Genomic DNA, 13,693 nt, shown 5'->3' with positions numbered 1-13,693 from the left:
GTCAATCCGGGCTGTTTATTTTTAAAAATTAAGGAAATATCCATGGCAAAAGATGCAACACCGAGCGTCGTGAGGCCCTACATCCCGGCCGATGCGAAGCTGCCCGAGATGACCTTCCGCGCCCTGTTCATGGGCGTCATCCTGGGGATGGTCTTCGGCGCTTCCTCGCTCTACCTGGTGCTGAAAGTGGGCCTGACCGTCAGCGCCTCGATTCCCGTCGCCGTGATCGCCATCACCCTGTTCGGCCTGGCCAAGAAGGTGGGCGGCAAGGATTCGTCGATCCTGGAAAACAGCATCACGCAAACGGCCGGTTCGGCAGGCGAATCGCTGGCCTTCGGCCTGGGCGTGACCATGCCCGCCATCCTCATCCTCGGCTTCGACCTGGAAATCTCTAGAGTCATGCTGGTCGGCGTCCTCGGCGGCCTGCTGGGCATCCTGATGATGATCCCCATGCGCCGTACCATGATCGTCGACCAGCACAAGGAACTCAAATTCCCCGAAGGCACGGCGTGCGCCGAAGTGCTGAAGGCGGCCGCCACGGAAGAATCGCGCATCGCCGCCGGCGAAAGCATCGAGAAGGATTCGGCTGCCGCGCTGGACGCCAAGCGCCGCGCGAAGATCATCTTCGGCGGTTTTGCCGTCGGCTTGCTGTATAAAGTGTTCAATATCTCGTTCAAGGGCTGGAAGGATACGCCGGGCGTGGAATTCGCCGCGCCGCTCAAGGGCGGCTCCATCGGCGCCGAAATCTCGCCTGAATTGCTGGGCGTGGGCTACATCATCGGCCCGCGCATCGCCGCCACCATGGCGGCCGGCGGCGTGCTGTCGTACCTGCTCCTGATCCCGATGATCAAGTTCTTCGGCGACAGCCTGACCACCGTGCTTTCGCCGGGCACCAAGTTGATCAGCGAAATGGGCGCCGACGACGTGCGCAGCGCCTACGTGCTGTACATCGGCGCGGGCGCCGTGGCCGCCGGCGGCCTGATTTCGCTGGTGCGCGCCATGCCCATGATCTGGCGCAGCCTGTCGGCTGGCCTGAAGGGCATCGGCAAGGGCGTCAAGAGCGATTCCACCCTGCGCACGGACCAGGACATCCCCCTGAAATGGGTCGTCATCGGCTGCCTGTCCATCATCGCCGTGATCACCTTTGCCACGCCGCTGCACATGAATTTCCTCGGCGCGCTGCTGATCCTCGTCTTCGGCTTCCTGTTCGCCACCGTGTCGTCGCGCCTGACGGGCGAAATCGGCTCGTCGTCGAACCCGATTTCCGGCATGGCCGTGGCCACCTTGCTGTTCACTTGCCTGATCTTCCTCATCATGGGCTGGACGGGCGGACGTTACTATGTGACGGCCCTGTCGGTGGGCGCCATCGTCTGCATCGCCGCCAGCAATGCGGGCACCACGTCGCAAGACTTGAAGACGGGCTACCTGGTGGGCGCCACGCCGCGCCTGCAGCAGTATGCGATCCTGGCGGGCGCCTTGTCGTCCGCGCTGATTCTCGGTCCGATTCTGCTGAAACTGAACGAGGCGAGCACCGTCTATGTGCCGGCCGCGCAAGTGGCGCCTGGCCTGACGGTCGATGCGTCGAAGCTGACGGTGACGGGCGAGCTGCATGGCCCGCAAGCCGAGACGGACCACAACACGTATAAAGTCTGGCAAAAGACGGATACCGTGGGCGGCCCGGCCGGCAAGTATTTTGTGAAGGAAGATGGCCAGCTGGCTTACCTGGTCGATCCGGGCATCAATGGCCATTACAGCAAGCGTCCCGACGGTTCGGAAGTCAAAAAATACGATGCGCCGAAGGCCGTGCTGATGTCCTACATCATCAAGGGCATCCTCGACCAGCAGCTGCCGTGGACCCTGGTGCTGTTCGGCGTGATGATCGCCGTGGTGCTGGAAATGGCCGGCATCCCGTCGCTGGCGTTCTCCGTGGGCGTGTATTTGCCCCTGTCGTCCACCTTGCCGATCTTCGTCGGCGGCCTGGTGCGCTGGCTGGCGGACCGCCGCAACAACAAGCTGGAACACAACGCCAAGCTCAATGAAGAAGAGCGCCAGCTGGCGGGCGACCGCAGCTCGGGCGTGCTGCTGGCGTCCGGCTACATCGCCGGCGGTGCGCTGGCCGGCATCATCATCGCGATCACGGCCGGCGTGCTGACGCACTTCGACCAGATGATGGCCGACTGGGCCGAGCACGGCAACCCGTTCTACGCCGGCCTGCATTCGGATGCGTTGTCGCTGCTGCCGTATGCGCTCATCATCGTGCTGCTGTATATCGTGGCGCGCGAGAAGAAAGCGGGCAGTTCGCAGGCTTGATGTCATAGCCACTCCAAGGAAAACCGCCCGGATCGCACCGGGCGGTTTTTTTATGCGCGCGCATGAGGCGATGGCTGCGATACGGGCCGCGCCGCCAGTTGCGCCGCGCTCGCGTAGATCGTTACGTGCTCGGACGCCAGTTGGCGCAGGTGGTCATAAAACGCCTGCGCGGGTATGCACCACGACGCCGCGTCGCCTACTTGCCCGTTGACGCGCAGGCCGGCGGCATCGAATTCCCGCTGAAAGTACGCGCGCAAATCCTCCCGGCCGGGATGGTCGATGCGGCGCTGTGCGATGGCCGGATCGAAAGGGCGCACGGGCACGTCCCAGCGACGGCCCGCGTGGTCCAGGCAAGCCAGCAGCCTTGTCTCGTCTTCCCACACGGGCACGGGAAAGGCCTCGCCCATGGCGTCTTCCAGCGCGTGATAGAACGTCACCGGCCCCATGGAAATGCCCAGGCCCAGCACCTTCGCGTGCTCGCAGCCGATGAAGCGCTGCCAGGGAGAACCCATGCCGAAGATCGAGGGCGCGCGGTGGTGCGCTTCGGTGAGGTCGGCGGCATGGCGGCCCCACGCGCAGACGGAGTGCGTCGGGTGGAGGCTGCGCCGGACACCGGCGCTGGCAAGGAAGGCTTCCGGCAGGCGCCCCATGTGCGTGCCGTGGCGGCGCGGGTCGAATACATAGTCCGGCATGGCGCAGGCGGCGCGCACGGTGCCGCCCGGCAGATAGTAGGCGGGCAGCAGCAGGGCGCCTTGCGGGCCGACGGCGTCCTGCAGGGCGGCTATCACGGCTGGCGCGCCGCCTTCCACGTAGCCCAGGCTTTTCAGCGAGGAATGCACGAACAGCGTATCGCCTGGCGCGATGCCCAGCCGCGCCAGGCCGGCGGCCAGCCCGGTGCGCGTCACGTGGGGGGCATTCTGGCGCACGTGCCGGGCGCCGGCGGCGCGGCGCCACGCTTCCAGCGCGGCCCTGGCGGCGCGTTTCGCCTGTTCAAGCATCGCCTGTTTCCCGCTCTATTTCCACTTCCAGCAGATTGGCATCGATGCAGAACTTGGCGGCCCAGTTCAGGTAAGCCCAGGTGCCGTAGTCGCCATCGACGGGAAACGAGCCCTTGACGCCGCCGCGCGCGTGCGCGGGACCGTCGATGCTGACCGCGCGCCGCACGTAGCGGTTCAGGCGGCGCCCCGCGTCGAGGTAGGGCCGCTCGCCCGTGAGCCGATACAGCAGGAGCAGACAATGCGCGTTTTGCGCGGAACCCGTGAGGCAGGCGTAGTTCGCTCCCGGCTGGAAGTCCGGGCCGAGGCGGCCGGCCAGGTAGCCGTCGGCCGCCACGGCCCTGGCGACGCTCGTTCCCGTGCGCGCGGCGGCGTCGAGCAGGTCGGCGCGCGCCGAAAAGCGGTGCGCTTCGAGCAGGCCGCGCAAGGCGTAGCCGATGGTATGGGTCAGGGGCAGGAGTGGGTTGTCCAGGCAGTTCGACGCGAACCAGCCATTGGGCCGCTGTTTTGTCAACGCCCAGTCGACCTGGCGCAAGCCGGCCGCGCCATAGCCGTGGCCCGGCGCGACGTGGTCCGCTTCGAACAGTCCCCACGCGACATGCGTTTCGTAGGCCTTGTCGCCGGCGCTGGCGAACGGCGTCGGATGGCGGCGCCAGCAGCCGTCCGCATCCTGGCTGTCGCGCAGCCAGCTTGCCGCGCGATGCATGGCGTCTGCGTAGGCCGCGCCGTACGCCGCCACGCCGGCGGCCAGGCCGAGCAGGATCTGGCCCGTATTGAAAGTGACGGGCACGCGCGGCGTCGAATCGATCTTCCCGCCCTGGAATCCGCCTTGCGCGAACTGGATGGCCAGGCACCAGTCGAGCATGCGCCGCGCGCGCCCGTGCAGCGCCTCATCCCCACCCTCGTCGCCCGTGCGCTGCGCCAGGGCGATGAGAGTGGGGATGATGTAGCCGGTGGTCTCCGGGTAGGAACTCGACCACCCTGTGACCAGGCTGTAGTCGCGCGCGACGCCGCCGTCGTTTGAGCTGGAATGGTCCTGCGCCGCGCATAGCCAGGCCGTGCAGGCCTTGACGACGGCTTGCGGGCCGGGGTCGAAGGCGGGCAGGCCGCGGCGGTCCGACAGCCGCTCCATGCGCGCCGCCGCCGGCAGGCTCGCCTGCGGCGACAGCGTGTTCCTGATCTTCGTGAGCAAGGTGCGCATGGCAGTAACGGCAGTAATGGTCGTAATGGCAGCGATGGCGTGCTGGTTGGCACAGGCTACTGTAGCGCCGGCAGGCGGCAGGGTTATTGACTTGCCGCAAGGATTGACCGTCGCATCGCTGCCGCCGGAATTGACGCATAATGGCTACTTCACCGTTGTCGACGAGGCCCGCCATGAACAGCGTCACGCTTGAATACACAGTCGTCACCAATCCCGACGCGTTCGTCGGCTTCAAGTATTACGTGAAGGCGGGGCAGGCATTCGATGCCGATGATTTCGCCTATTCCTACAAGCTGAAACGCTCCGATCTGGACCCGGACAGCGTGCTGGCCACGCGCGAGGCGGCGGCGAATTTGCAGCCGGGCGAGTGGCTGAGCGTGTCGCATTCGATTGCGGCGTAGCGCAAGTTGCGGGCTTCCTCCCGTCGTACTTTGGCGGCCCGGCAAGCGAGAGATATCGGTGCTGCGGACCGCAAGACCGGAACCGGCTGTTACGTCGGAAGCCAGTGTCAGGGCCGGGTATCGTCGGCACGGATCTTGTCGAGATGCCCACTTCTGCCTATAATTGAGAATAATTCTCATTAAGTTTGCGCTGCCCGCCAGACCCGCCGCTCCATGTCCGCCGACCACGTCTCCCTGCATGATTTCGATGACATCGCCATCCTGTATCGCCAGCACCATGGCTGGCTGCGCGGCTGGCTGCAGCGCAAGGTGGGCAACGCCTTCGACGCGGCCGACCTGGCGCAGGCCACCTTCCTGCGTGTGCTTGCGCCGCAGGGCATGCAGAGCGTGCAGGAGCCGCGCGCCTACCTGACGACGATCGCCCGCAACCTGCTGATCAACCATGTGCGCCGGCGCGCCATCGAGCAAGCCTACCTCGACACCCTTGCCCTGATGCCGGAACCGGTGGCGCCGCCGCCCGAAGTGCGCCTGATGTTCCTCGAACGGCTGGTGGAGCTGGACCGGCGCCTGGCCGGGCTGCCGGCGCAGGCGCGGCAAGCCTTCTTGCTGGTGCAGCTCGACGGCCTGGGGCAGCAGGAGGTCGCCGCCGAACTGGGCATTTCCCTGTCCACCGTCAAGCGCCATCTGGCCAGGGCGGCCCTGCGCTGCTTTTTCCCGGAGCAGCACGATGGATGAAGAGGCAAGCCTCGCCCTTGACGGAACGGCTGTCGCCGCAAGCGTGGCGCCCGCCGTGGCGCGGCGGGCCGTGCAGTGGTGGCTGGCGCTGCAGGGCGGCGACGCCACTGCCGCGCAGCTGCAGGCATGGCAGCGCTGGCGCGCCGAGGAAGCCGAACATGAGCGGGCCTGGCAGCGCATCGAGGCCGTCAGCGGCCAGCTGGCCGGCATTCCGTCGCCGCTGGCCAGCGCCGCCCTGGCTGCCCCTGCTGGCGCCCAGCGGCGCCGCGCGGTGCGCCTGCTCGCGGCGCTGGTGGTGGCGGGCGGCAGCGCCGCCATGCTGCGCCAGACACCGGCGTGGCAGTCGTGGAACGCCGATGCCAGCACGGCCACGGGCGAGCGGCGCACGGTGCGCCTGCCGGACGGCGGCACGTTGGTGCTCAATACCGATAGCGCCATCCAGCTGCGCTATGACGCCAGCGAGCGCGCGGTGCAACTGCTGCGCGGCGAGGTGCTGCTGCAGACGGCGCCCGATGCGCAGCAGCGGCCCTTCCGCGTGTACACGGCCGACGGCACGGCGCGCGCGCTGGGCACGCGATTCATCGTGCGCCAGCACGCGGGCTTCGTGCAGGTGGGCGTGCTGGAGGGGGCCGTCGAGCTGCGGCCTGCGGCAGCCGACGGCCAGCCACGCGTGCTGCGGGCGGGCGAGGAGGCCAGTTTTACGCGCGACGGCGTGGGCGCGGCGCATGCGCTCGGTGCCGGCGCCGGTGCCTGGGCGGACGGCATGCTGGTCGCCGCGCACATGCGCCTGGACGATTTCCTGCTGGAGTTGTCGCGCCACCGGCGCGGCCACCTGGGATGCGATCCGGCGCTCGCGCACATGCTGGTGTCGGGCGTCTATCCGCTGGCCGATACCGACAGGGTGCTATTGGCGCTGGTGGAAGCCTTGCCCGTCGAGCTGCACTACCTGACGCGCTACTGGGTCACCGTGCGGCCGCGCGCGGCGAAAAAATAAACTGAAAATACATGGACTGTTTTTGCACGCTGCCTTGTCAAGGGAAGTGAGGGCGCAGGTATTGGCCCGTTCCACCCATCCCATGATACGAAGGCATGCCATGAACAACCGCAGTACATTCCCCCCATCCACGCGCTTGCTGGCCATGCAGCCGCTGGCCTACCTGGTGCACGCCCTGTGCCTGGGCGCACTGGCCGGCCTGGTCGGCGCGCCGGCGCACGCGCAAACGGCCGGACAGCCTGAGTCCTTGCGCCATTACGCCATCCCGGCCGGGCCGCTGGAAGCGACATTGAACTGCCTGGGACGTGAAGCGGGCTTGCTGATCGCCTTTGGCTCGGCCGCGACGGAAGGGCTGCGCAGCGGCGGCGTCACTGGCAGCTACACGGTGGACGACGCGCTGGCGCGGGCGCTGGCCGGCACCGGGCTCGCTGCCGTGCGCACTGACGGCGGCGGCTATGCGCTGCGTGCCGCCACCGCATCTGCTGCCGGCGCGGCGGCGGATGGCGTGCAGACGATGGCGCCCGTGACGGTCAGCGCCCAGGCGGAAGAGGAAAACCCGTGGGGCAAGGCCAGCGGCTATGTGGCGCGGCGGGCCAGCACGGCCACCAAGACCGACGCTTCCCTGCTGGAAGTGCCGCAATCGGTTTCCGTCATCACGCGCGACCGCATGGATGACCAGGGCGTGCGCACCCTGAACGACGCCATCCAGTACACGGCCGGCTTGCGCAGCAACACGGCAGGCGCCAATCCTGCCGACGACAGCCTGTCGGTACGGGGCTTCAGCCAGTTTTCGGGCGCATTCTACCTGGACGGCATGCGCCTGATGCCCATGGGGACGCTGGGCTTTTTCGGCGTGGAGCCGTACGGCGCCGAGCGCGTGGAAGTGCTGAAGGGCCCTTCGTCCGTGTTGTACGGCCAGAATGCGCCGGGCGGCATCGTCAATTTCGTCGCCAAGCGCCCCGCGGCGGACCAGGTGAACCAGGTCGAACTGTCGCTCGGCAGCTATGCGCGCAAGCAGCTGGCCCTCGACGTGGGCGGCAAGCTGGCCGACGACGGCAGCCTGCAATACCGGCTGGTGGGGCTGGCGCGCCAGGCGGACCAACAGATCGACTACATGCAGGACGACCGCTACTATCTGGCGCCCAGCCTGACGTGGGCGCCGAGCGCCCGCACCAGCATCACCTTATTGGGCTTTTTTCAGCAGAATCGCGCCATGCAATCGTCGAACGTGCAGTGGGAAGCCTTGAACGGCAGCAATCCCAACGGCCGCCTGCCGCTGACGCGATTCCTGGGCGAGCCCGGCTTCGACCACGAGGAAACGCGCGTCGCGTCGGCGGGCTACGCGGCGCGCCACACGTTCGACAGCGGGTGGACGCTCCGGCAGAACTTCCGCTTCCTGCACGCGAATAACCATGAACAGTATATGTTTCGTTACGGCAACTTAATCGACCATGCAGTCACCAACCGCGAGATCGATACGCGCGACGGCAAGGGCAGCGTGTACTCGCTCGATACCAGCGTGACGGGTCAGGTGGCGACGGGCGCGCTGCGCCATGAGGTGGTTGCCGGCATCGATTACAGCCGCAGCAGTACTTCGTTCAGCTCGTATATCGCCGACGGTCCGCAGATCGATATCTACCGCCCCGTCTACGGCGGCGCGCTGGACCTGGCGGCGCTGGCGCCCGATGCCCTGCGCCGCGAGCATAACCGGCAGCTGGGCGCCTACCTGCAAGACCGCATGCAGTATCGTCAATGGGTCTTCACCGTGGGCGGGCGCCAGGACTGGACGCGCCAGGAACAGCGCAATCTGCTGGTATCGCCGTCGGCCACGACGGTGCGCAAGCCCACGGCATTCACGGGCCGCGCCGGCATCACTTACCTGGCGGCGAACGGCCTGGCGCCTTACGCCAGCTACAGCGAATCGTTCTCGCCCGTCTCCGGCGCCGACCGCCTTGAGCGTCCGTTCGAGCCGGAAACGGCCCGGCAAGTGGAGGTCGGCGTGAAATACGCGCCTGGTGCGCACCTGTCCGTGACGGCCGCCGCATTCGAACTGCGCCGCCAGAACGTGCTGACGACGGACCCGGACGACCCGAATTTCTCCATCCAGCAGGGGGAGGTGCGCTCGCGCGGCATCGAACTGGAAGTGGCGGCGCAGCCGGGCAGCCAGTTGAAACTGCTGGCGTCCCTCACCTACAATCCCCTGAAGGTGACGAAGGCGAATCCGGACATGTGGGGCACGAACGTGCAGGGCAAGTCGCCGTATGAAGTGCCCCGGCAGATGGCTTCCGCGTGGGCCGACTACGCCTTCGTTGGCGGCTTGCGCGGGCTGTCGGCCGGCGCCGGCGTGCGCCACGTGGGCGCCAGCTGGGGCGACGCGGAGAACACCTTCCAGGTGCCGGCGTTCACCCTGGCCGACCTGTCGCTGCGCTATGACCTGGGGCAGGCGCGCAGCGACTGGCGCGGCCTGAGCGTGAGCATGACGGTCAAGAACCTGTTCGACAAATACCATGTCGCCTCGTGTTTCTCTGCGCGGGCCTGCAATTACGGCGAACAGCGCAATGTCGGCGTGCGCGTGGCCTACCTCTGGTAGCGCGCAGCCTTACGCAGGCGCAAACCAGGCGCGCAATTCATCCTCGGCGCGCTGCGCCGTCTGCTGCGTCAGGGTCAGCACGATGATCTTTTCCTGCGCCGGGCGGTGCCCATCGCTGCCGGCCAGCTCGATGGCTTGCTCGAAGCTCGTGTAGCCGTGGCCGAATTCATGCGGGCATTGCTGCACGATGCGGGCCGCCTTGCCGGCGTGCCGGTCCGCCAGGTTGACGATGGGATTGCCGTCATAGAACGGCTGGCCATTGGCGAACGCGGTGCGCAGATACGGCGCGCATTGGCCGTCGAGGAAGGCCAGGCGCGCCTGCCACCAGGCCTCTGCCGCCGCATACGCGGCATGGTCCTCGAGAAAATCGGTAAACAGGAAGTCGTTCATTTTGCTTTCCTCGGCTAGATGCCGAACACTTTCAATATCGCGTCGGTGAAACCCTCGAACCAGGTGCCCGCCTTGCCCGGCTGCTTGCCGTGGCGCGGAGTTTCTTCGTACAGATAGACGCCGTGCTCGCCGTCGAAGCGGTCGTTGAGCAGCGCTTGCTGGCCGCGCAGATACGGGATGAAGGTTTCGCTGCGCAGGGTCGAGTACAGCACGTCGGTGGTAAAACCCAGGGTGGCGGACTGGCTGATGGAGCGCCCCTGGCCGGCCCGCTCCAGGCGCACGCCGCGGCAGCCGCGCACGAGCAGGGTGACGGGGCCGCGAAGGACGATGAAGCGCAGTTGCAGGGTGAGCCAGGCATGCAGGCTGCCCAGGCGCCAGTGGCTCGATATCGCCAGCGGCTGATTCGAGTCGCAGACCAGGCCGACGAGTCCCCGTGGCTGGAAGACCAATGCGCTGCCGGCCGGCAGGTGGACGACGGCCACTTCCAGCAGCGGGTCGTCGCTGGCGGATATCGTCACGCACGCTTCCTCGCCGCTGTGCAGGCGGGTCAGCGCCACCATGCCGGCGGCCAGGCTGGTGAACGGGAAGCGCCAGTCCAGCAGCCATTGCGTGCGCTTGGTGCTGCTGACGGGCGACGATTGCAGGTATTCGGGATGGATCAGCATCTGCTGGCCGGGCTGCAGCAGCAAGCCCTGCGAGACGGCGGAGATGCGCGATTCGCCCTGCGGCGGCAGTGGCAGTGAACTGCCCGCGACTTGCAGTTCGCGCGCGATCGACAGCGGCGGCAAACGGGAAGCGACGGGCGCCAGCACGAAGTAAAAGAAGGCCTTGATGGCGGCGGGCAGCAGGATGGCCGACAGCACCAGCAGGGCGGCCGTGGGCGCCACGTCCATGACGGGCGCGCGCCAGCGGGCTATCCAGTTGCGCGCCAGTTGTCCTTCACCGGCCGCGATGGCCTTTTGCACGGGCGCCAGGGCGGCGCTCAAGGCTTGCTCGTCGATGGCAAATGGGGCCGGACGGGCGGCGTTGCCGGTGCGGGTGCGCTGCGCCGCCCAGGCCTGATACGCTTGCAGGTTGATCTCGCGCAAACGCTGCCCCTGCGCTTCCAGCTGCGACAGCTGTGCGTAGGCGTCGCTGCCGGGCAGGCGCGCCGCCAGCGGGTGCTGCGTTTCCAGTTGCCGGCGCTGGCGCAGATTATTTTGCAGTGCAGCATATGCGCCCACGTGTTCCGCATGCAGGCGCGCCAGCGTGTGCCGCGCATCTTCGCCGCTGACCGCCGCTTGCAGGGCCGTCAGATAGCGGGCTTCCTGCGCCAGCACTTCGATCTCCACGCGGCGCGCCGCTTCCTCCTGCGCATGCCGGGCCAGGGTGCTCGCGTCGGGCAGGGGAAGGGTGAACAGCGACGCTTGCTGCCGCGCACGCAAGGCCGTCAATTGCGCCTGCACTTGCGCCAGGCGCGCGGCGATGGCCGCGTGCGAGGCCGTTTGCAGGGCGTTGACCCGCGCAGTGGCGGCAGCGGCCAGGCCGGCGCCATGGCTGTCGGCGCCGTCGGCGGCCAGCTTGAGCGCGGCGACAGCCTCGCTGCCGGTGCTGTAGGCGCGCCATTCGGCCAGCAGCAGGCGTCCGGCCAGCAGGATGACGATGAACAGCGCGAACTGCAGCGCGTGGCGCAGCAGGAAGCGCAGGATGGCCGTCAGCAGCTGGCGCAAGGAGGAGTCGCCTTAGGTGGCCGCGCTATCGGCGTCGGCGCAGCATTTTTTGTATTTCTTGCCGCTGCCGCAGTGGCACGGGTCGTTGCGGCCCGTCTTCGGCACTTCGCGTAAGACGGTGGCGCCGGGCTGGCTTTGGGCCTGGCTTTTCAGGTGGCGCTGGCGCGCCCAGGCCGCGTTGATGGCGATCACGGACGGAATCACGCCATCCATGGCCGTTTCGGCCGCATCGTCGTCGAGCTCGCCGGCCGTGGCCAGGTACTGGAACGGCGCCAGGTACTCCGGGTGGCTGACGGCCAGGGCCGCCCACTGGGGCTTGTCCAGGCTCGTGCCAAGGACAAAACCGGCGCACCAGGCGGGCACGCTCCATTCGGGGCCGCACACGTAGATGGGCTCGAAGCTGTCCGGGTCCTTCGCCAGCCATTCGACCATGTAGGCGTGGTGGCGTTGCGCCAGGCTGGCCGCCCGTTCGCTGGCTTCGTCCTGTGCCGGCAAGGCGCTGCCGGCCGCCTTGTCCCAGACCCAGGGCAGCCATTGTTCCGGCGCGATCTGTTTCGGACTCAGGGCGACGGCCGTGAGAAAACCTTCCAGCATCGACACATCCATGGCACGGCCGGCCAGGGCGGGCGCGGCCAGCAGGGTGTCGAGTTCGGCGTATTCGTCGTCGGAGAGGGGCGTGGTGGTGGAGAGGCTGGACATGGAATTTTTCAGTAATGTGGGTGGATGGCCGCTGGCCCTGGCGGTATTGTACCGTCCGGCACGGGGGAAACGGCTGCCGAATGAAAAACGGCGGCCCGCAGGCCGCCGTTTTGATCTACAACAAGACGCTTACTTCACGCCGTGCATCAGTTTGTTGATCAGCGGTGCGATCAGGAACAGGATCACGCCGGCGCCCAGCAGGGACCAGAAGCCGAAGGTGTAGCCGGACAGGGCCGACTGTACCGACATGCCGCTTTCGCCGCTGACGTGGCTGGCGAAGATGCCGGACAGGTTGTTGCCGATACCGGTTGACAGGAACCAGCCGCCCATGCCCAGGCCGACCAGGCGTACTGGCGCCAGCTTGGTGACCATCGACAGGCCGATAGGCGACAGGCACAGCTCGCCGATCGATTGCAGCATGTACACGGTCGCCAAGGTCCAGAACGGGATCTTGTTGTCGGCGCCAACCAGGCTCGACAGTGCGAAGATCAGCAGGCCGAAGGCCAGCGCATTGCCCAGCAAGCCCAGGCCGAATTTACGCGGGATCGATGGATTGACGTTGTGGCGCGCCAGGAAGACCCAGACGGCGGCGATGATCGGCGCAAAGACGATGATGGCGACCGAATTGACGGTCTGGAAGTAGGCGGTCGGGAAGATGGCGAAGCCCAGATCGCGGTTGACGATCTTGTCGGCCAGGAAGGTAAACGAGCTGCCTGCCTGTTCGAAGAACATCCAGAACAGGATGTTGAAGACGAAGATCAGCAGCATGGCGATGACGCGGTCGCGCGCCACTTTACCGTTGCGTATGCCTTCGATCATCAGCATCACGGCCAGGCCGACGAACAGCACGGTCAGGACGATCTGCAGCTTTTCAGCGCCGACGGTCAGCAGGAAGTACATCAGCGGGATCACGCACAGGGAGCCGACGGCCACCCAGACGACGCGCATCGGGCTGCCGGCACCGGCTTCCGGTGCGCCGATGCCCTTCAGGGCGCGGCGGCCGATGGCGAACCATACCAGGCTGATCAGCATGCCGAAACCGGACGCCATGAAGACCATCTTGTACGCAGGCATGTCGCTGGTGCCGAAGATCGACCCGGCCAGCCATTGCGTAAAGACGGGGGCGACCATGGCGCCCATGTTGATACCCATGTAGAAGATCGTGAAACCGCTGTCGCGGCGCGGATCGGCCGTTGTGTACAGCTTGCCGACCATGGTCGAGATGTTCGGCTTGAACATGCCGTTACCGACGATCATGGTGGCCAGGCCCAGGTTGAAGATGTCCTGGTTCGGTACCGAGATGCAGAACAGGCCGGCAGCCATGAAGACGGCGCCCAGCAGGATGGAGCGCTGGTAACCGATGACCCGGTCGGCGATGTAACCGCCGAACAGGGCGCCGGCGTACACCAGCGCGAGGAAGGAACCGTAGGTAAGGTTGGCCGCTGCCTGTCCCGAACCGTCGCCGCCGTGGAACTGGGCCACGATGTACAGTACCAGCGCCCAGCGAACTCCGTAGAACGCGAAGCGTTCCCAGAATTCAGTCATGAACAACATCCACAATGGGCTTGGATGGCCCATAATCTGCTTGAACTCGGGAATAACGGCTTCCTTGTTGGGCGTAGTCGCACCGCTCATGCGGTTCCTCCTGAAAAATTATTATAGTCAATCG

At 66.7% G+C, this 13,693-nt stretch carries 11 protein-coding genes; 5 read left to right on the top strand and 6 right to left on the bottom strand.

What is annotated here, in order from left to right; translation table 11 throughout:
* Positions 1-42: 42 nt before the first annotated feature.
* Entirely contained in the window at positions 43-2,310 is a 2,268-nt protein-coding gene (locus tag O3300_RS05295) for an OPT family oligopeptide transporter (protein ID WP_251348345.1), read from the top strand.
* A gap of 50 nt (positions 2,311-2,360) precedes the next feature.
* Here O3300_RS05295 and O3300_RS05290 read toward each other — a convergent pair whose 3' ends face one another.
* Complete coding sequence (locus tag O3300_RS05290) at positions 2,361-3,308, bottom strand: AAC(3) family N-acetyltransferase (RefSeq protein WP_305052294.1); 948 nt, start codon at positions 3,306-3,308, stop codon at positions 2,361-2,363.
* Positions 3,301-4,506 carry a hypothetical protein gene (locus O3300_RS05285; protein WP_305052293.1) on the bottom strand — a complete coding sequence of 402 codons (1,206 nt, stop codon included), beginning with the start codon at positions 4,504-4,506 and terminating at the stop codon, positions 3,301-3,303. Before O3300_RS05285 ends, O3300_RS05290 begins: the two co-directional genes overlap by 8 nt.
* 173 nt (positions 4,507-4,679) lie before the next feature.
* On the opposite strand from O3300_RS05285, the gene O3300_RS05280 reads away from it, so the two are divergent.
* The 4 genes from O3300_RS05280 (at position 4,680) to O3300_RS05265 (ending at position 9,226) form a co-directional block, all read left to right on the top strand.
* On the top strand, positions 4,680-4,907 hold the full coding sequence (locus O3300_RS05280; protein WP_077405728.1) for a hypothetical protein: 228 nt from the start codon (positions 4,680-4,682) through the stop codon (positions 4,905-4,907).
* 213 nt (positions 4,908-5,120) lie between these two features.
* A complete protein-coding gene (locus O3300_RS05275) occupies positions 5,121-5,642 on the top strand; it encodes a sigma-70 family RNA polymerase sigma factor (protein ID WP_305052292.1) in 522 nt (173 codons plus the stop codon).
* The gene (locus tag O3300_RS05270; protein WP_305052291.1) at positions 5,635-6,636 is read left to right on the top strand and encodes a FecR domain-containing protein; all 1,002 of its coding nucleotides are present in this window, start codon (positions 5,635-5,637) and stop codon (positions 6,634-6,636) included. Before O3300_RS05275 ends, O3300_RS05270 begins: the two co-directional genes overlap by 8 nt.
* 100 nt (positions 6,637-6,736) lie before the next feature.
* Positions 6,737-9,226, top strand: coding sequence for a TonB-dependent siderophore receptor (locus tag O3300_RS05265; RefSeq protein ID WP_305052290.1), 2,490 nt, complete (start codon positions 6,737-6,739; stop codon positions 9,224-9,226).
* Positions 9,227-9,235: 9 nt separating this feature from the next.
* On the opposite strand, the gene O3300_RS05260 is transcribed toward O3300_RS05265, so the two are convergent.
* The 4 genes from O3300_RS05260 to O3300_RS05245 all read right to left on the bottom strand — a co-directional run bounded on the left by O3300_RS05260 (position 9,236) and on the right by O3300_RS05245 (position 13,659).
* On the bottom strand, positions 9,236-9,616 hold the full coding sequence (locus O3300_RS05260; protein ID WP_305052289.1) for a hypothetical protein: 381 nt from the start codon (positions 9,614-9,616) through the stop codon (positions 9,236-9,238).
* Positions 9,617-9,630: 14 nt separating this feature from the next.
* Entirely contained in the window at positions 9,631-11,325 is a 1,695-nt protein-coding gene (locus tag O3300_RS05255; RefSeq protein ID WP_305052288.1) for a hypothetical protein, read from the bottom strand.
* Between the two features lie 12 nt (positions 11,326-11,337).
* Positions 11,338-12,024 (bottom strand): UPF0149 family protein, encoded by a 687-nt coding sequence (locus O3300_RS05250; RefSeq protein ID WP_305052287.1) that lies wholly within the window; start codon positions 12,022-12,024, stop codon positions 11,338-11,340.
* A gap of 129 nt (positions 12,025-12,153) precedes the next feature.
* The gene (locus O3300_RS05245; RefSeq protein ID WP_099667564.1) at positions 12,154-13,659 is read right to left on the bottom strand and encodes a peptide MFS transporter; all 1,506 of its coding nucleotides are present in this window, start codon (positions 13,657-13,659) and stop codon (positions 12,154-12,156) included.
* Positions 13,660-13,693: the final 34 nt, after the last annotated feature.

It is taken from the genome of Janthinobacterium sp. SUN206 (assembly GCF_030587305.1).
In the GTDB taxonomy this organism is placed as follows: Bacteria; Pseudomonadota; Gammaproteobacteria; order Burkholderiales; family Burkholderiaceae_D; genus Janthinobacterium; species Janthinobacterium kumbetense.
The sequence above is the reverse complement of the archived record's forward strand: the minus strand, read 5'-3'. Positions and strand labels throughout refer to the sequence as shown.

What these genes read in the sequence shown, in the direction of transcription:
- O3300_RS05295 (WP_251348345.1), top strand. Translation starts at nt 43, where the DNA reads ATGGCAAAAGATGCAACACCGAGCGTCGTGAGGCCCTACATCCCGGCC.
- O3300_RS05290 (WP_305052294.1), bottom strand. Translation starts at nt 3,308, where the DNA reads ATGCTTGAACAGGCGAAACGCGCCGCCAGGGCCGCGCTGGAAGCGTGG.
- O3300_RS05285 (WP_305052293.1), bottom strand. Translation starts at nt 4,506, where the DNA reads ATGCGCACCTTGCTCACGAAGATCAGGAACACGCTGTCGCCGCAGGCG.
- O3300_RS05280 (WP_077405728.1), top strand. Translation starts at nt 4,680, where the DNA reads ATGAACAGCGTCACGCTTGAATACACAGTCGTCACCAATCCCGACGCG.
- O3300_RS05275 (WP_305052292.1), top strand. Translation starts at nt 5,121, where the DNA reads ATGTCCGCCGACCACGTCTCCCTGCATGATTTCGATGACATCGCCATC.
- O3300_RS05270 (WP_305052291.1), top strand. Translation starts at nt 5,635, where the DNA reads ATGGATGAAGAGGCAAGCCTCGCCCTTGACGGAACGGCTGTCGCCGCA.
- O3300_RS05265 (WP_305052290.1), top strand. Translation starts at nt 6,737, where the DNA reads ATGAACAACCGCAGTACATTCCCCCCATCCACGCGCTTGCTGGCCATG.
- O3300_RS05260 (WP_305052289.1), bottom strand. Translation starts at nt 9,616, where the DNA reads ATGAACGACTTCCTGTTTACCGATTTTCTCGAGGACCATGCCGCGTAT.
- O3300_RS05250 (WP_305052287.1), bottom strand. Translation starts at nt 12,024, where the DNA reads ATGTCCAGCCTCTCCACCACCACGCCCCTCTCCGACGACGAATACGCC.
- O3300_RS05245 (WP_099667564.1), bottom strand. Translation starts at nt 13,659, where the DNA reads ATGAGCGGTGCGACTACGCCCAACAAGGAAGCCGTTATTCCCGAGTTC.